Genomic DNA, 19947 nt, shown 5'->3' with positions numbered 1-19947 from the left:
AGTAGACTATAGCTATGGGATTTTTAAAGGGGCGATGATTTTTGTGAAAAAGCTACTTCTTGCTTTTATAACTGGTGGTATGCTGTTATCGATTACAGCATGTGGTTCAAATAATAATACAAGTAAAAAGAATGATTCAAGTGAGCCGGTTTCGGTTGCAAATGGGGAAAAGTTATTTAAACAAAGCTGTGCTAGCTGCCATGGTGGAGAACTTGAAGGGATAATTGGACCAAGCTTAAAAAAGGTCGGAGCAAAATATTCTGAAAAAGAAATAGAAAATATTATCCATGATGGTAGAGGTTCAATGCCTAGTGGAGTTGTTCAAGGAAATGACGCGAAAAGTGTAGCGAAATGGCTTGCTACTAAAAAATAAAATGTTTTAAATTCTATGGAAAAAAATTAAAGAAACAGACAATTTTCTGTTAATTAGAAAAGGTCTGTTTCTTTTCATTTTAATTACATTTTTCCATAATTTGTTAAACAAGCTCGTAAAACGTTCGGAAATAATCTTGACTATTATTAAAATGTAACATAAATTTATCAATTTTGACATTTTTTAAGTGGTATAATAGAGGAGCTTAGCTGAAATTATCGAAATATGTAAATAGCAGGCGAGAGAATAAGATCAAGATCAAGTAAAGTTAAGTATAATTTCATCCAGAGTGGATCTTATATAGTTTAATAGAAGAAAACGGAACAAAAAATTAAGGAGAATGTCATGATTGAGTTAAAAGATGTTTATAAGACTTATCCTAATGGTGTTCTTGCGGTAGATGGTATTAATGTAAAAATTCGCCAAGGTGAATTTGTGTATGTCGTGGGACCAAGTGGTGCCGGGAAGTCGACATTCATTAAAATGATGTACCGTGAAGAAAGACCATCAAAGGGTACGATCTTAATTAATGGAATTGATTTAAGCCATATGAAGGATAAAAAGGTTCCTTTATTACGTAGAAATATTGGAGTAGTTTTCCAAGACTATAAATTATTACCGACTTTATCAGTTTATGAAAATATTGCATTTGCACTTGAAGTTATTGAAGAAAATCCGAAAACAATAAAGAAAAGAGTTATGGAAGTACTTGAACTTGTTAAGTTAAAACATAAAGCGCGATTCTTACCAACAGAGCTTTCTGGTGGTGAACAGCAACGTGTTTCGATTGCCCGTTCTATTGTAAATAAACCACAAGTAGTGATCGCCGATGAGCCAACGGGTAACCTAGACCCTGAAACCACATGGGAAATTATGGATATATTTAAAGAAATCAATGATCGTGGAACAACTGTAGTAATGGCAACTCATAATAAAGATATTGTAAATACGATTAAGCGACGTGTAATTGCAATTGAAGCTGGAAAAATTGTACGCGACCAAGCGAGAGGAGTGTACGGTTATGAAAGCTAGAACTGCAAAAAGACATGTTCGTGAGGGACTACGTAGTTTAAAACGAAATGGTTGGATGACGTTTGCATCGGTAAGTGCTGTAGCAGTTACTCTAATGCTTGTTGGCGTATTTTTAACCGTAATTTTGAATGTTAACCATATTGGAACAACTCTAGAAAAAGATGTAGAAGTACGTGTTTTAGTGGATTTAACAGCAAACAAAGAGCAACAAGCTATTTTAAAAGAAGAAATCAAAAAATTAGATCATGTAACGACTGTAAAGTTCTCGTCGAAAGATCAAGAACTAAACAATCTAATCAAAAGTATGGGGGAAGATGGGAAAGCATTCAAACTGTTTGAACAGCAAAATCCATTAAATGATACGTATATTGTTAAAACAGATTCCCCAGAACAAATCGCACCAGTAGCCAAAAAAATTGAAGGCTTAAAATATATTGATGAAGTAATTTATGGTAAAAAACAAGTTCAAAAATTATTTAATGCAGTTTCGGTAGGGCGTAACATCGGTTTAGTACTGATTATCGGTCTATTATTTACTGCGATGTTCTTAATCTCTAATACTATCAAAATTACGATCATGGCAAGACGACGTGAAATTGAGATTATGAGATTGGTAGGGGCAACAAATAATTTTATTCGTTGGCCGTTCCTAATAGAAGGTTTACTGCTAGGTGTATTAGGATCAGTTATTCCAATTATTTTACTATTAACTGGCTATAAGGTCATTTATAATATGCTAATGCCAAAATTAGCAGGAACAATGTTTACATTATTACCATTTTCGCCGTTTGTGTACCAGCTATCTACAATTTTAATAGGGATAGGTGCAGTAATCGGGATGTGGGGTTCTGTTATGTCAATTCGTAAGTTTTTACGTAAATAAGATTAAATTTTTCATTAATAGTTTTAATAGTTTAATACGATTGATAAGCTCTAGTTCCCAATTTAACGTCTATCTTGAGTTGATACAGGTACTAGAGCTTTTCTATATACATATAAGGAGGGATCTTAGATGAATAAGAGAAAATCAACGAAAGTAATAACGATTATGTTATGCAGTACTTTCATCATCGGTGCTATCCCATCCGTTTCTTTTGCTGAAAGTAAATACCAATCTGAAATTGACCGCATTAAAAAGAAGCGTAGTGATGTTAAGGATAAGACGGATGCAACAAACAACAAAATTGTTGATATAAAGCATGACCAGAAAGAAGTTGTTGCGGAACTTGAAAAACTTGATGCTCGGATGAAACTGACTAAGCAAAAAGTTAGCCAAACTGAAGATGCAGTTAGTGATGGGAAAAAGCAAATTTCAAAACTTAAGGAAGAAATTAAGTTTATTGAAGAACGTATTAAATCTCGTGAAGAGTTATTGAAAAACCGTATGCGTTCTCTTCAAAAATCAGGCGGAATGGTATCATATATTGATGTCATTTTAGGTGCTAATAGTTTCGGAGATTTAATTCAACGAATGACTGCCGTACAAATTATTATGAAGGCTGACGAGGACATTATTAAGCAGCAAAACTTGGACTTACAAGATGTTAGTGCTAAAAAAGATGATTTGACTATAAAGCAAGCAAAAATCGAAAGAGATTTAACGAACTTAAAGAGTCTAAATAATCAACTTGCAAGTCAGGTTAGCGAAAAGAACAAATTAATGGCTTCATTAAAAGCTAAAGAAAGCGAAGCTCATGAAGATGTTTTAGATTTAAAGGAACAAGATCAATTATTAGCAAGTCAGCAGGCTGCAATGCAAAAAGCGCTTGAAATCGCTAAGAAACAAGCTGCCGAAAGAGCTGCGGCAGAGGCTAGACGTAAAGCGGAGGCTAACCGTAGAGTAGAAGCTGCTGCAAAAAGTAAAAAGCCATCTACTAGTACAAACCATTCAAGTGGATCTGAAAGCTCTAATGGTTCAACTAATTCTAGTAACTCAGATAGTACCGGTAGTTCTGATAATACACCAACCGTGTCTAGTGGCAACTTTACAAGGCCAGCAAATGGTTATGTCTCTTCTGGATTTGGACAACGTTCATTTGAGGGCGGAGAGTTCCATGAAGGTGTTGATATTGCCTCGGCAGGAAGTGTACCAGTTGTAGCAGCAGGCGATGGGGTTGTCATTCGTGCTTATGTTTCATCTACTTATGGTAATTGTGTATTTATTACACATAACATTGATGGACAAGTATGGACGACCGTATATGCTCACTTAGCTAGTTTTAATGTATCAACTGGACAAACTGTTTCAAAAGGTATGCAAATTGGTTATATGGGAAGTACAGGTCATTCTACTGGACAACATTTACACTTTGAATTACACAAAGGTGAATGGAACTATGCCAAATCAAATGCAGTAGATCCTATGAAATATATTAATTTTTAATTTACTAAAAAACTATCCTAAAATCTTAGGATAGGCTTTTTTTTATTTAGTCATTTTTAGTTTAAAATGCACAATCACAATTTGAGTTATAAAACTGGCAAATCATACCTACATAGTTAAGAAGTGATTAAATTGATTACTAGTTTATAATAATTATAATTTGATATTGATTTTCATTACAAGTTATCTTATTATAGAGTTATTACTAGATTATAATAATTCTAATTAAGGGGAAAAGATATGACAAATAACCGATTAACAACAAATCAAGGCGTGCCAATTGGAGATAATGAAAATTCACTTACAGCGGGACGTAGAGGTCCAACTTTATTAGAGGATTATCAATTAATTGAAAAACTAGCTCATTTTGATCGTGAAAGAGTACCTGAGCGTGTTGTGCATGCACGTGGATCTGGAGCACACGGTGTTTTCATAACTAAAAATAGTATGAAAAAATATACGAAAGCTAAGTTTTTACAAGATGCCGGAACAGAAACACCAGTATTTGCTCGTTTCTCAACAGTTATTCATGGATTACATTCTCCTGAAACATTACGTGATCCTCGAGGATTCGCTGTAAAATTCTACACTGAAGATGGTAACTATGATTTTGTGGGTAATAATCTTCCTATATTCTTTATTCGTGATGCAATGAAATTCCCCGATATGGTCCATTCATTAAAGCCGGATCCTAGGACTAATCTACAAACACCTAACAGATATTGGGATTTTATGTCTCTAACACCTGAGTCAACAAATATGTTATTACATGTATTTTCTGATGAAGGTATTCCAGCGAACTATCGTCAAATGAGAGGTTCAAGTGTTCACGCATATAAATGGGTCAATGAATATGGTAATACTGTTTATATAAAACTTCGTTGGGTACCAAAGCAAGGAACTGAAAATCTTTCAATGGAAGAAGCTAGTGAAGTTCAAGGGAAAGATTTTAACCATGCAAGCCGAGATTTATACGATTCAATTGAAAACGGGGATTTCCCGGAATGGGACTTATATGTTCAAGTATTAAATCCTGCAGATATGGAGGATTTCGACTTTGATCCATTAGACCCTACAAAAGATTGGTTTGAAGATGTGATTCCTCGACAATTTGTTGGAACGATGGTCCTTAATCGAAATCCTGAAAATGTATTTGCAGAAACTGAATCAGTGGGATTTAATCCAGGCGTGTTAGTTCCTGGTATATTACCATCTGAGGACAAGTTACTACAAGGAAGATTATTCTCTTATTCAGATACCCAAAGATATCGCATTGGAGCAAATTATTTACAACTTCCAATTAACTGTCCTTTTGCGAAAGTAGCGAATGGTCAACGTGATGGTCATATGCCTTTTAGTCAGCAGACACATCAAATTAACTTTGAGCCAAATAGCTACTCAGATACGCCAAAAGAGGATACAGATTATGTTGACGTAGTTCAGCCATTAAGTGGTGTTTCTGAGCGCAAAAAAATAGAAAAAACAAATGACTTCGGCCAAGCGGGAGAAGTGTGGAATAGATATAGTAAAGCGGAGCAGGCTGCTGTTATTAAAAATATTAGCGCTGATTTAGCAGATGTAGATGAAAAAATTAAGCTTCGTGCAGTTTGTAATTTCTATCGTGCAGATGCAAAACTAGGTGAGAGACTTGCGAGTAAAATAGGTATTAATCTAACACCATACTTGCAACATCTACCAAAATAAATTAAACTCTTCTAATAAAAATTTATTAAATCGTGTTCTACTTGCAAACATAAGTGATACAGGCTTATCATATAATAGAACAGAAATGGCATCGCACGTCTGTGTGATGCTTTTTAAGGTACATACACTATTTAATAGATTGGTACGTTCTTAAGGAACGAAAAATAGGAGGTTCTGTATGAATCGTAAAACAACAGCTCTACTTGCAACAGCAACATTTGTTGTTGGTATGGGGGTGGGTACATTTGCAATTGGTGACGGTACAAGTACAATTGTTTCAAAATTCTCTGAGAGTAAAGAAGTAAAAGCTTCTGAAGATGAAAATATTGCTAAAATACAAAAAGCTTACGAAATCATTGCAAATCAATATGTGAAAAAAATTGATCCTGATAAATTAACTGAAGGTGCAATCCAAGGGATGGTAACAACTTTAGATGATCCGTTCTCTACTTATATGGATGGAAGGACAGCTAAACAGTTCCATGAATCATTAGGTTCATCATTCCAAGGAATTGGGGCGGAAGTTTCTAAAGATGGTGATAAACTAATAATTGTTTCCCCAATTAAGAACTCTCCTGCGGAAAAGGCTGGTCTGAAACCAAAGGATGAGATTTTATCAGTTGATGGTAAGAGTGTAAAAGGTTTATCTCAATATGATGCGGTGTTAAAAATCCGTGGTAAAAAAGGAACAAATGTTACGATTGAAGTACAACGTCCAGGAGTTTCGGACCCAATTAAATTTACAATTAAACGCGATGATATTCCAATGTATACAGTATTTAGTTCAGTGAAAGACGTAAACAACGAAAAAATTGGTTATATTCATATTACCTCATTTAATGAAAAAACAGCTGACGAGTTCAAGAAAGAATTGAAAAAACTAGAGGATCAAAATATCCAAGGTTTAACAATTGACGTTCGAGGAAATCCTGGCGGGTATCTACAAGCTGTAGAAGGCGTTTTAGGAGAATTAGTTGTAAAAAGTGATCCATACTTACAAGTTGAAAATAGAAATGGCCAACGTGAGAAGTATTATACTAAATTAAATAAAGCGAAACCATATCCAATTGACGTATTAATTGATAAAGGAAGTGCATCTGCAGCTGAAATTTTAGCAGCGGCATTAAGTGAAGCAGGACATTATGAATTAATTGGGGAAAAATCATATGGTAAAGGTACTGTACAATCCACATTAGATTTCAAAGATGGTAGTAATATTAAGTTAACACAATTTAAATGGTTAACTCCAGATGGTACTTGGATTCACAAAAAAGGTATTAAACCAGATGTTGCTGTGAAACAACCTGATTATTTCTACGCGACACCAATTGATAAAAAGAAAACATTTAAATTCGATGATAATGATGAAAATATTAAACAAGCGCAAATCATGTTAAAAGGATTAGGATACGACCCAGGCCGTAAAGATGGATATTTCAGCAAGCAAACAGAGACAGCAGTTAAGAACTATCAAAAAGCTGTTGGGATTACTGTTAACGGTAAGATTGATCCTCTAACTTCAGAAAAACTTGAATCATCATTAATTGATAAAATTAAAGATGAAAAGAATGATCTTCAGTTAGAAAAAGCTTTAGATATGGTAGCTCAATAATGATCCAAAAAGGGGACAATTTTGTATTGTCCTCTTTTTATAGGCAAATTCCTAAAAGTTGATGATCAATTTGAGAGGAGGAAATTTATTTCGTCCTCATTTGACATAATTCCCGGGAAATAGATTTGAAATTACAATCCATGCAGGAGTTTTAGTTTAGTATGTCGAAAGTACACTTTATGGAGAAGTGTGCTTTTTTTATTTTTTTGTAGCATATTCTCTTTGAAAAAACATCAATAAACCGATAACATAAGAATATCAATCTATTATATAAAAAAGGTGGTGAATGTTATGTGGTCAAATTTATTATCTGAACTCTTAGTTGGATTAGGTAAGCTATTTTTAAATCCATTTACTTATATATTTTTCATCGCATCAATTTTCTGTGGCAATTTACGTGTAAAACGAGAACGTAAGCATTTTTCAGTTCGAAATTTTAATGTAACGTTCGAGTGGAAAACTTCACTATGGAATGGACTATTGATTGGATTAATTCTTTCAGTTATCACATTGGTAGCTGGAATTAGCATTCCGATTGAAATGGTTTACTTACTAAGTGTATTAACGATTATTTGTGCACTAATTTTACAATTCAGATGGATGTCTCCTGCTTATCTTTTTGGACTAGCATTAGTAGCTCTGCCATTACTAAATAGAGGGAAAGATTCATTACCTTTTTTGAAAAACTTTTTACCAAATGATCTGAATGCTATGCTTCCTGCTATAACGATTCTATTGGCTTTACTTTTATTCGCTGAAGGAATTTTAGTTCAACGTAATGCTGCAAATCATACAACTCCTTTATTTATTGAGAGTAAACGTGGAAAAAGAGTAGGGGCACATGAGGCAAATAGATTATGGATGGTGCCATTATTTTTACTAATACCAAGTGGTTCGATCGTTAGTGACTATTCATGGTGGCCAACTCTTTCTTTAGGTGATAGTGGGTATTCGATTCTTTGTGTGCCATTTGGGATTGGCTTTTACCAGTTAATTCAAGGAATGCTACCAAAGGAATCAGTTAAGCTTGTTGGTAAACAAATAGTAACTTTAGCAATTATAGTTTGTGTAGGTGGAATATTAAGTTATTTTATTGGATTTGTAGCATTCATAGCTGCAGCAATCGCAGTAGTGGGCCGAGAAGCTATAAACTATATTCATAAAAATAGAGATATTAATACACCATCATACTTTACAGTTAAATCAACTGGCCTAATTGTTTTAGGGATTTTACCAAACTCTGTAGCAGATAAAATGAACATTAAAGTAGGCGAAAGCATTACAAAAGTAAATGGACAAAATGTCTCTACTGTTAATGAGTTTTATGAAGCGCTACAAATTAATCGCGCGTACTGTAAATTAGAAGTAGTTGATTTCAATTCTGAAATCCGTATAACCCAATCTTCAGTCTATGAAGGTGAACACCATGAGTTAGGATTTTTATTCCCAGAAGAAGAATCTAAATATAGTGGACAGGTCGGATAAGAGTAATAGGATGAAGGATTTAATTTCTGCAATATAAAATCAAGGGGAACATATTCGTATTTTGAATATGTTCCTTTTTTATTTCTATTATTAATACCGATCTTTGAGCCTTATGTAGTGGTGTTTTTATGGGTGTTATGTCATGTTTTCGAGTGTGTTATGAGACCTATTGCTCAGGCGGGAGGAATCTAGCATTCTATAAAAGTAGGCGTTAAAGAAAAAGGTTGTTTCTTTTTCTAAATCTTATTTAGCCCTTTTAAATTTTGTCACACTAGTAGGCGACAAATACGAATATTCATTTCATTGTATTGATACTGTAAGCGTTTTATCATTTATATATAAGCTTCACAGGGGAGGTTAAATATTGAATACAGATAAAAATAATAATATAAAGGTAAAAATACAACGCTTTGGTAGTTTTCTAAGCGGTATGGTAATGCCAAACATTGGTGCTTTTATTGCATGGGGATTAATAACAGCACTGTTTATACCTACTGGATGGATACCTAATGCAAAGTTGGCGGTATTAGTAAGTCCAATGATTACTTATTTATTACCATTGCTAATTGGTTTTACTGGCGGAAGAATGGTCCATGATATTCGAGGTGGAGTTGTAGGTGCTATTGCAACAATGGGAGTAATTGTTGGTGCAGAGATGCCGATGTTCTTAGGTGCTATGATTATGGGACCACTTGGTGGTTTGGCTATTAAGAAATTTGACCAAGCTATTCAAGGAAAAGTTAAGTCAGGATTTGAGATGTTAGTTAATAATTTCTCAGCGGGTATTTTAGGAGCAATTTTAGCAATAATTGGTTTAATAGGTATTAATCCAGTTGTTTCGACACTAACAGAAGCATTAGCTAACGGTGTAGATATGATGGTAAAGGCAAATGTCATTCCATTGGCAAACATATTTATTGAACCAGCAAAAATCTTATTTTTAAACAATGCGATTAACCATGGAATTTTAAGTCCAATTGGTCTTGAACAAGCAAAATCAACTGGAAAGTCACTTTTATTCCTACTAGAAGCCAATCCAGGGCCGGGCTTAGGCGTACTATTAGCATATGCGATATTCGGAAAAGGTACAGCTAAACAAACAGCCCCAGGGGCAGTGATTATCCATTTCTTAGGTGGGATCCATGAGATTTATTTCCCATATATCTTAATGAGACCTTTATTAATCTTATCAGTTATCGCTGGTGGTGTGGCTGGTACATTTACTTTTAATCTATTAGGTGCGGGTCTAGTAGCAGCAGCTTCTCCAGGTAGTATTATTGCAATATTAGCAATGGCTCCAAAAGGAGGATATTTACCAATTCTTGCGGGGGTTTTTGTTGCAACAGCCGTTTCATTTATTGTTTCAGCTGTAGTTCTAAAATCATCTAAGTCAGTTGCATCAGATGAAGATTTAGAAAGAGCAGCTCAAAAAACACAAGATTTAAAAGGAAAAGAAAGTAAAGTAGCTAGTCTATTACAGACTGAAAAAGAGGTAGCTAGTTCTCTTGGTATTGATAAAGAAGTGAAGAAGGTTATTTTTGCCTGTGATGCTGGTATGGGATCTAGTGCTATGGGAGCATCAATATTACGCAAAAAAGTAAAAACGGCGGGAATAGAATTAGAGGTTACGAATGTAGCAATTAATAATTTGCCTAACGATGTAGATGTTGTCATAACTCATAAAGATTTAACTGATCGAGCAAAAGCAAAAGTACCGAATGCAGTTCATATCTCAGTAGAGAACTTCTTAAACAGTCCAAAGTATGATGAGTTAGTGAATTCTTTAATAAAATAATAAAAATTTAAAGAGGTATATATGTATATATCAGCAAGAGAAAGAGAAATCATTAATTTGTTGTTGGATCATCCAAACGGAATCAATGTTCAAGAAATTGCAGAGAACTTAAATGTTAGTAGCCGGACCGTGCAGCGGGAACTAAAAGGAGTCGAAAGTATTGCCTTGGCTCATAGTCTTTTCTTAAAAAAGGTATTAGGTGTCGGAATGTATATTGAAGGGACACCTGAGCAAAAAAATGAGCTTCAAATTGCAATATTAAAAAGTGGGCAAGAGTTTACTCAAAAAGAAAGACAGGAGTTAATTCTATGTTCCTTATTAAAAGAACCAGAATCTATTAAACTAAGCTCACTAGCACATGATTTACATGTTACCGTTGCTACAGTTAGTAATGATCTCAATAAAGTAGAAGAATGGTTAAAAGACTTCGATTTGGAGCTAATGAGAAAGAAAGGGTACGGCATTGCTTTACTAGGTTCGGAACGAAAAAAAAGAAAAGCCCTAGGACATATAATTGCACAGCAATTAAATGAATATGAGTTTTTATCTGTAGTGGAAGATGAGCATGAGTCAAAGAATAGACTCTCAAATGGATTATTAGAAATAATAAAACTAGAGAAACTCACCATGATTGGAAAAATGATTCGAGATATTGAACAACAATTACCTTATTCTCTAGCTGATAGTGCATTTATGACATTTACGATTCACTTATCTTTGGCGATAGAAAGAATTATTCAAGGCGAAGTAGTACAAATGAATAAAAAGGTTCTCGAGGAATTAAGTACCTCTAAAGAATTTAATATGGCAGGTCAGATTGTTAATGAATTAGAAGAAGTGTTTAAAGTTAATATTCCAAATGCTGAAAAAGGGTATATTACAATGCATTTGTTAGGTGCAAGGCAGCGTAAAGAGAAAAATGATTGGCTAGAAGAGAGCAGTACGGAAATCATTGTAGGCTCAAAAAAGTTAATCAATTATGTATCTAAAGAATTTGAAATAAATTTTGAAGAAGACCAAGCCTTATTTGAGGGACTAATTACTCATATTGAACCAGCAATCTATCGAATTCTAAAAAAACTAGATGCAAATAATCCTTTAGCAGGTCAAATTCAAGAAGATTATCCTGCACTGTTTAAGATCATTCAAGAAGGATTAAAAGAAGCTTTTCCATCAATTGTTTTTCCAACTGAGGAAATCGCTTATCTTGTCCTTCATTTTGGTTCATCTCAAGTAATCTATGATAACAGTAAAGAAGTTAGAGCGCTCGTATTATGTTCAAGTGGGATTGGTTCTTCTAAAATGTTAGCGAGTCGAATCAAAAAAGAGATAAAAGAAATAACGGATATCGAAGTATCGTCTTTAGCAAACTTAAGAAATATTCAAATTGAACAATATGACATTATTTTATCTACAGTTGAGATGCCGGGATTTTCCAAAAAATATATTACCGTAAATCCTTTATTGCCAAAGAAAGAGGCTGAGCAGATTCGAGATGAAATAAAACGCAACTCTCTTACAACAGAAGCAACGCTACTAAGAAAGCTCCAAAGCAAAAAGTTTCAGAAGCAGATCAAGCTAGAAACGCCAGAATTAATTAAACAAGATTTTGAAGTAGTTCATCAGTACTCAGAAACTGTACTCCATATTTTGAATACGTTTGAGACAATTTCATTACCGTTTATCCCAACCTCTTCTATTTTATTATTGGAAGTATGTAAACAAGCAAATGTTAGAGGATTAATTGGTGATTATTTTGAGGTGACTAATCAACTCACAGAAAGAGAAAAGAAGGGTGGTCTAGGGATACCAGGTACTAGCATAGCATTGTATCATTGTCGTTCAGAATATGTTATGCAACCAGTGTTTTTATCCTTTTTGCTTCATGAGCCAATGGTAGTCAAGGCAATGGACCACTCATCAATAAAAATTAATACATTATTATTATTACTAGCTCCAGTTGAAATGCAGACAGGTCAATTAGAGGCGTTAAGTACAATTAGTTCAACAATTATTGAAGATGAGGAATCAACGCGGATTTTTGCATCTAATAACTATACAGATATATATAACAAATTAAGCTATGCATTATATGAAAATTTACAAAAAAGATTTAAGGATTGAGGGATTAATAAATGATTCAAACAGTATTACCAACAGATAATGTTTTATTAAATGTAGATGTGAAAACAAAGTATGAAGCTATTCGTTTAGCAGGAAATCTTTTAGTAAAAAACGGTTATGTAAAAGAAAGTTATATTGAAAAGATGATTGAAAGAGAAGAGTCTTTAACAACTTATATGGGGAACTTTATCGCGATTCCACACGGAACTGAGGAGTCAAAACAAGAGGTAATCTCATCTGGTATTTCGATTCTTCAAATTCCTAACGGAGTAGACTTTGGGAACGGAAATATCGTAAAGGTAGTATTCGGTATTGCAGGCAAAGATAATGAGCACCTTGATCTGCTATCTCAAATTGCGATCCTTTGTTCAGAGGAAGAAAATGTACATAAATTAGTCGCAGCCACATCAAAAGAGGAACTAATTTTAATGTTTAGCGAGGAGGAGTAAGATGTTAGCTGTACACTTTGGCGCAGGAAATATTGGAAGAGGTTTTATAGGACAATTATTACACAAGGCAGGATATGAGATTTGCTTCGTTGATGTAAACGAAGAGATTATTAATGAGCTGAATGAAAAGAAATCGTATACTGTCATGCTAGCAGATCGTACCCAAGAAAAAATAAAGATAACAAATGTAAGAGGTATTAACAGTCTGAAAGATCCACGTGAAGTAGCAAAAGTAATTGCACAGGCTGCTATTGTAACAACAGCAGTAGGTCCCTCAATTCTTCCTAAAATAGCAAAGCTAATTGCAGATGGATTAATTGAAAGGGTTGAGAATTCGGATAGAGCGTTAAATATAATTGCATGTGAAAATATGATAGCTGGAAGTACTTTTTTAAGAGATGAAGTGTATTTAAATATGACATTATCTCAGAAGAAAAAAACTGAACAGTCGGTCAGTTTTCCAAATGCTGCAGTAGATCGAATCGTACCGATTCAAAGTCATGAAGATAAATTATTAGTAGCAGTAGAACCATTTTATGAGTGGATAATTGATCAATCAAAAATGATAGGTGAAGTTCCAGCAATTAATGGTGTGACTTATGTAGAGGATTTACTTCCTTACATTGAACGAAAACTATTTACTGTAAACACTGGTCATGCAGCGACTGCATATTTAGGTAATTTTTACGGATACAAAACGATTAAAGAAGCAATTTCTGATGAGAATATTAGAAATATTGTTAGGTCTATTTTAGATGAAACAGGGAAGTTATTAGTTAAAAAATATAACTTTGACTTAGATCAACATAGCGCCTATATTAATAAAATAATTGGTAGATTCGATAATGAATATATTTCAGATGAATTATCTCGTGTTGCTCGTTCTCCAATTCGTAAATTAGGAGCAAATGACCGTTTTATTAAGCCAGCAAGAGAGTTACTTAACTTTGGGATAACACCTACCTATTTAGTTAAAGCAATTGCGGTTGCTCTATTCTATAAAAATAATGATGATCACGAAGCAGTTGAACTACAAAGCTTTCTCCAAGATCACTCTGTAGAAGAGTTGCTCGTTAAATATTCAGAATTATCAGATTACTATGAGTTAATTAGCTTAATTCTTGATGAATACAATCAGTTAGAGAAGGACTTACTTGTACATTAATTTTACTAGAATGATAGACTTTACGAAATCATTGAAAGGGACTGATTTTATTGAATCAATCCCTTTTAGTTAATATGCCTTATCCATTTTTTCTAATTACCATTAATAAACATATCCCCAGCATGAACTGCTTTCTCATACTGCTTAGTCTTAACATAGTACGAGTAGAGCAACTTTGCATACTTACTTGAATGTGTGACATGATGGTGATCCTTAAAGAAAGGAAATGCAGTTTGTTCCATGAAATCATAATATTCATCAAATTTTTCGTTAAAACGTAAAATTAGAAGGGTAAAGAGAATCTTATATAAATCATTCATCGCTTTTTCTGATAGAACAAGTCCTTCATTTGCCTCATTTAGCAATTCATTCTTTGATAAAAGCTTCCCTTCTTCAGCATTATCTAAATAGTTATACAAACGATTTAAATAAGGTAAGGATTGTTTATTAGCTTCTTCAACGGATTTTTTATAAAAAATATGTGCATTTTTAAAGTCTTGCTTCCAAAAATACATTAGACCCAAATTATGTAAGATCATTCCTCTTTTATCTAAAAGACCTAAAGCCTCGCTATGTTCAATTAAACTCTCATACCTTTTTACAATTTCTTCAAAATCTAATTGCGTACTTTCTTTTAATTGTACTAGCATTAATGATTCCGCCAAGATTGCTCTTGCGTAATTATTTGTTTTGTTAAAAAATCTGAATGCTTTTTCGCCATAGAAATATGCCATAACTTTAGAGCGTGTCCAATGATAGGCCGATCCTAGATGATAGTAATATTCTTTATTTCCGTATTCCTCTATATTGACCTTCTTTAATTCTTGTAATGCAATTTGTCTATTCACATTTTCTAGACGGGTATATTGAGCTAAATAATATATTCCTCTGACATGATGAAATAAGTTCTTTTCATAAGTCGACATGGGAGGAGAATCTTTTTCAATCCGTTTAATAATACGCTCTGCTTTTTCAATGTTTTTACATAAAATAAAATATCGGGCTAATAAAAGCTGGAAATAGATAGCATAGTTGGACGCACTAATATAGTGAATGCTTTCTAGTTCTTCTTTAATTATTATGACATCCTTCATTCGCTCTAATATGATTGCATTGTGCCATTTTTGGAGTTTCTTTTCAATATTGTGAACAGCGGCTATCTCATTTTTTATGTCAATCTGAAGACGTTGAGAGAACAGTTGAATAATTTCTTCAGAATATCGAGTTTCTCCTCTTTCAATTCTACTTACATGGGTAGCGGTACAAATGTCTTTTCCTAATTCCTCTTGGGTCAATCCCGCTTTTTTACGATAAAATTTAATGATTTCGCCTTCTAGCATATGTACTCTCCTTTTCTAATTCCAGTTGATTAACTATTGAAGTTTTTTGCGTCAATTCAAGATTACATTCCTACAATTTGCGAATGTTCATTTTGCAACGCAAATCTAAGAAACTAGAAAGTACAAAGACTTTGAAATACCTATTTATTTATTATAACTAGAATTTTTAAAAGTCAAATACTTTCATTTTAAATTAAAAATAACACAAGTTTTATAGCAAAATTCCATGCTTTTTTAATATTTAATGAAATTTCCTTTCAATTTTCAATACTTTTAGTAAAAAAATCCTACAAAATGACCGGAATTTCGATTAAAAATAACACAATATGCTTTTTTCTTAAATGATATTACTATTTAAATAGTAAGAATTTTTTAACTATATATAGATAAATGGGGGATGGAGTTTATGAAGGCAACAACATTGGCAAAACACTCGGCAGTACTTGCCCTTTCAACAAGTCTGCTTATTTCACCTTTCAGTGCGAAGTCATATTTAACGGCAAAGGCAGCAACTTCTAAAGCAGAAGAAATTTTAGCTTCAATTACTAAAGAGCAAAGAGAAGCACTAAAACAACTAGAATTAAACAATCAAGAAGGACTTCAAGGCTTCGGGGAAAGTGAACTGAATTCCGATAAAGATATTTCTGTTATCGTTCAGTTCAAATCGGATCCAAGTAATGTCGCAGTATTAGAAGCTGCAGTCGATGGGAAATCATTAACAAACACATCAGCACAATCACAAGTTGACAAAGAGCATAAGGCTTTTAAAGAAGATGTAGGAAAGTTTGTAAAGGTTAAAGAAAAGAAAAATGCTCCTGTCATTACAAAGACGTATAAAACAGCATTTAATGGTGCGGCAGTTAGACTTCCTGCTAATGAAGTAAAAGAGCTATTAAAATCTGATGCTGTTAAAGCGATTTATAAGGATGTTACTTTTAATGTAGATCCTGTTAAAGAAGATGTTCCAACAGATGTTGCAAGTAATACAACTACATCAGTAGATAGCATTTCTTATTTAAATGTGGACAAGCTACATAAAGAAGGAATAACAGGGAAAGGCGTTAAGGTAGGGGTACTAGATACTGGTATTGACTATAACCACCCTGATTTAACAGACGCTTTTAAAGGCGGATACGATTTTGTGGATAATGATAAAGACCCAATGGAAGCTACATACAAGGACTGGCAGGCATCAAACCAACCTGAAAGTATTGGTAGTAGTTCTTACTATACAGAGCATGGTACACATGTATCGGGGACAATTGTAGGACAAAACAAAGGTAAAAGTGGAGTATCAGTAGAAGGTGTTGCACCTGATGCAGATTTATTTATGTACCGCGTACTTGGGCCATATGGAAGCGGCTCTTCTGAAAATGTAATTGCAGGTATCGATAAAGCAGTTCAAGATGGAATGGATGTCATTAACCTTTCATTAGGTGCAGCTATTAACGATCCATATTATCCAACTAGTACGGCAATAAATTATGCAGTACTAAATGGCGTAACAGCGGTAGTTTCGGCAGGAAACAGTGGACCTAATGCTTATACTTTAGGATCACCGGGTACAGCAGCATTTGCTTTAACAGTCGGAGCAAGTGATGTCCCAACTACAATTTCAACATTTGAAGGAAAAGTGGAAGGCGGATGGTCAACTGATCTTGTAAGTATGGCTAGAAGCTTCGCTGATAGCTTTAATAGTTTAGAAGGAAAATCACTTGAACTAGTAGATGTTGGATTAGGAACATTAGCTGATTACAAAAATAAAAATGTTGCAGGAAAAATTGCTTTCGTTCAGCGTGGAAACTTTGCTCTAGTAGATAAAGTGAAGTTTGCAAAGCAAAATGGAGCAAAAGCTGTCATTATGTACAACAATGTTGATGGCCATGTTGGATATAACTTAGGTGAATCAATGGAATATATTCCTGCATTCTCAATGACAAAGAAAGCAGGCGAAGAATTAAAGGCGAAAATTGCAAATGGAAATACAACGTTCACTTTTACAAATTTAAAGGAAAAGTCTACTGAGGGTGATAAGCTAGCGGACTTCAGCTCAAGAGGACCAGTTAACGGAAACTACCAAATGAAGCCTGAAATCACGGCACCTGGTGTAAGTGTGCTATCTACTGTTCCTTCATATATTGCAAATCATGATACACCAGAAGACTATAGATATGCATACCAAAGAATGGATGGAACGTCTATGGCATCACCATTTGCAGCTGGTGTAGCGGCATTATTAATCGGACAGAATCCAAACCTTGAGCCAGCAGACGTTAAATCAATTCTGATGAACACTGCTGATCAACTTAATGGAGACTATAGCGTTTTTGAAGTTGGAGCGGGTCGTATTGATCCATCCCAAGCTCTTCATACTCAAACAGAAATTAAAGTTCAAGACGAGACATTAATACCTGTTGGTGACAAATTACTAACAGCTGAGAATGAAACAGGTGGGTTAAGTTTCGGTAGACAAGCCGTTAAAGATGGCACTCAATTAAAATTAAAGAAAGATATTCAGTTTACAAATAATGGCAGCAAAAAGAAAACATTTGATGTCAAAGTGGTCGATAACGCACAAGGATCAAACGGATTGGAAGAGAACGATGTTGTTTTAGATATGGGTGATTCAATTAAAGTTAACCCAAACTCTATTAAAACAATTAAGACAACATTAACTGTGCCTCCTACAGCTAAAAAAGGTTTTTATGAAGGGTATGTTTTAATCACAAATAGTGCAGATCAAACAGAGCAATACCGTATACCATTTAGTTTTAAGAAATCTGATGAAGGCTTTGACACGCTTAGCATTTTATCGCATGCTATCTCTCCATTGTTCTATGGAACATATGACGCGTTTAAAACATCGGCAACATCGTTAAAATTCAATTTAGGTTCTCCAGTTAACACGTTAGATGTAGTATTACAAGACGCTAATACAAATGAAGATCTAGGACTTGTTGGTACTATCAATTTGAAAAATGCAACAACAGATGTAGATTACTACATGCAACAAGCATTTTATGGCTCGTATTACAAGTTTACAGGTGATAAAAATCACCCTGTATCAACAGAAGAAAGTCAGGCTAAACCTGGACATTATAAACTGAAATTCATAACAACATTACCAAATGGGAAACAGAAAGTTAAATTTGAAGATATCTTTATTGATATTGATACACCAACAGTAAAAAGTTCCCTAGATGGAGATTCACCTTTCATTGAGTACAAGTCAGGACAAGAGACTTATCCTTTTGAAATGGAAGTAAAAGACACTGCTTTAACAGATATGCAACAAGCTGGTATTGGTCTAGACGAAACATCAAACTTTGCAGTATATACTTATGGATTCCCAATTCCTAACGGTCCAGTCCATATGGACAAGAACGGTAAGTGGGTTGATGAAGTACAAATGAATGAAAGTACTCCAGCACTGTCATTCAACTTAATTGGCTATGATGCTGCAGGAAATCAAGCAAACTGGAAGGAATACTACTTTGTTAAAGAAGGTACACCAGTTGCATATGCTAAACATAATGTACAACTAGCTAGATCAGGAGATATTCTATCTGCATCGTTAGTATTAGATAACTTAGAAGGTGTAAAAGAAGCAACTTGGAATTTTGATGATGCTGGGGCTGCGAGTATCCCTTATGTTAATCTTGTAGAGGCAGCTTTATCGGATAAATTTAAGGACAACGCTAGTATTCAAGTAAATGGTAATCAAATCAAAGTAAAGTTTAATAAAGCAATGAAGTTTGATCATACAGAAGTAGTGAATGTAAAAGTAAAAGTACAAGATCAATTCTTTTACCCAATTGGCTACATTAATCCATCAACTACGATTGTAGATGCTAATGATCAAAAAGTGAAGTTACTAAATGCTGGTAAACGATTCCAATTAAAACCAAGATTTAACCGAGTTCAAGGAACTATTCTTCCTGAAGGGTATCTAGTTCAAGAAGAAGGTCAAACACCTTATTTAGGATCTCGTGACTGGACAAAAGTAGGAGCAACAGTAAAAGTAACAAATGGTAATTATAGTCTAGACGTTACTAATTTGATTAGTAGAGGTAAATTTAATCTAGAACCATTTGCTTTAAGTAAAGATGCCTATACATTTGAAGTAAATGTTCCAGGTCACTTTATTACTAAGAAATCTCAGAACTTCGGTTTTGAATACAAAGGCCAATTATACGGAAAATCAAGTTCAATTAACATTGATTTAATTGGTGGAGATGTAAACCAAGACAACGTAATCGATGTTCAAGACGCTCTTTATGTTCAAACTTACTGGGGAACAAACAAACGAAGCGCTGATATTAACTTTGACGGAACTGTAGACGCAAAAGATTTCGCATTTGTAGAGAAAAATTATTTACAACAAAATCCAACAGTACAAAATGCACCAACTCCGAAAAAGAAATATAAAAACCAAACGATTGAAACAATTAAAAGTGAATTAGGCTTATAATCTTAAATTCCAAA

General features: G+C 34.0%; 13 protein-coding genes. 12 read left to right on the top strand and 1 reads right to left on the bottom strand.

Features of this window, described 5'->3' with window-relative positions:
- Nucleotides 1-43 precede the first annotated feature (43 nt).
- The 11 genes from cccB (at nucleotide 44) to ACFVR2_RS12985 (ending at nucleotide 14122) form a co-directional block, all read left to right on the top strand.
- Complete coding sequence (cccB, locus tag ACFVR2_RS13035) at nucleotides 44-373, top strand: cytochrome c551 (protein ID WP_387362287.1); 330 nt, start codon at nucleotides 44-46, stop codon at nucleotides 371-373.
- A 345-nt stretch (nucleotides 374-718) separates the two neighbouring features.
- Nucleotides 719-1405, top strand: a complete 687-nt coding sequence (gene ftsE / locus ACFVR2_RS13030; protein WP_387362285.1) for a cell division ATP-binding protein FtsE — start codon at nucleotides 719-721, stop codon at nucleotides 1403-1405.
- Nucleotides 1395-2288 carry a permease-like cell division protein FtsX gene (gene ftsX / locus ACFVR2_RS13025; RefSeq protein ID WP_387362283.1) on the top strand — a complete coding sequence of 298 codons (894 nt, stop codon included), beginning with the start codon at nucleotides 1395-1397 and terminating at the stop codon, nucleotides 2286-2288. The genes ftsE and ftsX overlap by 11 nt, the downstream gene beginning before the upstream one ends.
- 129 nt (nucleotides 2289-2417) lie before the next feature.
- Nucleotides 2418-3788, top strand: a complete 1371-nt coding sequence (locus tag ACFVR2_RS13020; protein ID WP_387362281.1) for a murein hydrolase activator EnvC family protein — start codon at nucleotides 2418-2420, stop codon at nucleotides 3786-3788.
- Between the two features lie 240 nt (nucleotides 3789-4028).
- Nucleotides 4029-5492 carry a catalase gene (locus tag ACFVR2_RS13015; RefSeq protein WP_387362279.1) on the top strand — a complete coding sequence of 488 codons (1464 nt, stop codon included), beginning with the start codon at nucleotides 4029-4031 and terminating at the stop codon, nucleotides 5490-5492.
- Between the two features lie 178 nt (nucleotides 5493-5670).
- Nucleotides 5671-7104 carry a S41 family peptidase gene (locus ACFVR2_RS13010; RefSeq protein WP_387362277.1) on the top strand — a complete coding sequence of 478 codons (1434 nt, stop codon included), beginning with the start codon at nucleotides 5671-5673 and terminating at the stop codon, nucleotides 7102-7104.
- A gap of 291 nt (nucleotides 7105-7395) precedes the next feature.
- Nucleotides 7396-8589, top strand: a complete 1194-nt coding sequence (locus tag ACFVR2_RS13005) for a PDZ domain-containing protein (protein ID WP_387362275.1) — start codon at nucleotides 7396-7398, stop codon at nucleotides 8587-8589.
- 361 nt (nucleotides 8590-8950) lie between these two features.
- Complete coding sequence (locus ACFVR2_RS13000) at nucleotides 8951-10384, top strand: PTS mannitol transporter subunit IIBC (RefSeq protein ID WP_387362801.1); 1434 nt, start codon at nucleotides 8951-8953, stop codon at nucleotides 10382-10384.
- 21 nt (nucleotides 10385-10405) lie between these two features.
- The gene (locus ACFVR2_RS12995; RefSeq protein WP_387362273.1) at nucleotides 10406-12508 is read left to right on the top strand and encodes a BglG family transcription antiterminator; all 2103 of its coding nucleotides are present in this window, start codon (nucleotides 10406-10408) and stop codon (nucleotides 12506-12508) included.
- Nucleotides 12509-12519: 11 nt separating this feature from the next.
- Nucleotides 12520-12957, top strand: a complete 438-nt coding sequence (locus ACFVR2_RS12990) for a PTS mannitol transporter subunit IIA (protein ID WP_387362271.1) — start codon at nucleotides 12520-12522, stop codon at nucleotides 12955-12957.
- 1 nt (nucleotide 12958) lies between these two features.
- Nucleotides 12959-14122, top strand: a complete 1164-nt coding sequence (locus ACFVR2_RS12985) for a mannitol-1-phosphate 5-dehydrogenase (RefSeq protein ID WP_387362269.1) — start codon at nucleotides 12959-12961, stop codon at nucleotides 14120-14122.
- A gap of 92 nt (nucleotides 14123-14214) precedes the next feature.
- Here ACFVR2_RS12985 and ACFVR2_RS12980 read toward each other — a convergent pair whose 3' ends face one another.
- A complete protein-coding gene (locus ACFVR2_RS12980) occupies nucleotides 14215-15462 on the bottom strand; it encodes a helix-turn-helix domain-containing protein (protein ID WP_387362267.1) in 1248 nt (415 codons plus the stop codon).
- A gap of 406 nt (nucleotides 15463-15868) precedes the next feature.
- Here ACFVR2_RS12980 and ACFVR2_RS12975 point away from each other — a divergent pair, with 406 nt between their 5' ends.
- Nucleotides 15869-19933, top strand: coding sequence for a S8 family serine peptidase (locus ACFVR2_RS12975; protein WP_387362265.1), 4065 nt, complete (start codon nucleotides 15869-15871; stop codon nucleotides 19931-19933).
- The last annotated feature ends 14 nt before the right edge of the window (nucleotides 19934-19947 follow it).

The organism is Gottfriedia sp. NPDC057991, from assembly GCF_042886615.1.
GTDB lineage: Bacteria > Bacillota > Bacilli > Bacillales > Bacillaceae_G > Gottfriedia.
This window is presented reverse-complemented; position numbering and strand designations above follow the sequence as displayed.

Bases quoted from the DNA above. Each gene is read 5' to 3' on its own strand.
- ACFVR2_RS12990 (WP_387362271.1), top strand. From the start codon at position 12,520: ATGATTCAAACAGTATTACCAACAGATAATGTTTTATTAAATGTAGAT.
- ACFVR2_RS13010 (WP_387362277.1), top strand. From the start codon at position 5,671: ATGAATCGTAAAACAACAGCTCTACTTGCAACAGCAACATTTGTTGTT.
- ftsE (WP_387362285.1), top strand. From the start codon at position 719: ATGATTGAGTTAAAAGATGTTTATAAGACTTATCCTAATGGTGTTCTT.
- ACFVR2_RS12995 (WP_387362273.1), top strand. From the start codon at position 10,406: ATGTATATATCAGCAAGAGAAAGAGAAATCATTAATTTGTTGTTGGAT.
- ACFVR2_RS12975 (WP_387362265.1), top strand. From the start codon at position 15,869: ATGAAGGCAACAACATTGGCAAAACACTCGGCAGTACTTGCCCTTTCA.
- ACFVR2_RS13005 (WP_387362275.1), top strand. From the start codon at position 7,396: ATGTGGTCAAATTTATTATCTGAACTCTTAGTTGGATTAGGTAAGCTA.
- ACFVR2_RS12985 (WP_387362269.1), top strand. From the start codon at position 12,959: ATGTTAGCTGTACACTTTGGCGCAGGAAATATTGGAAGAGGTTTTATA.
- ACFVR2_RS13015 (WP_387362279.1), top strand. From the start codon at position 4,029: ATGACAAATAACCGATTAACAACAAATCAAGGCGTGCCAATTGGAGAT.
- ACFVR2_RS13020 (WP_387362281.1), top strand. From the start codon at position 2,418: ATGAATAAGAGAAAATCAACGAAAGTAATAACGATTATGTTATGCAGT.
- ftsX (WP_387362283.1), top strand. From the start codon at position 1,395: ATGAAAGCTAGAACTGCAAAAAGACATGTTCGTGAGGGACTACGTAGT.
- ACFVR2_RS12980 (WP_387362267.1), bottom strand. From the start codon at position 15,462: ATGCTAGAAGGCGAAATCATTAAATTTTATCGTAAAAAAGCGGGATTG.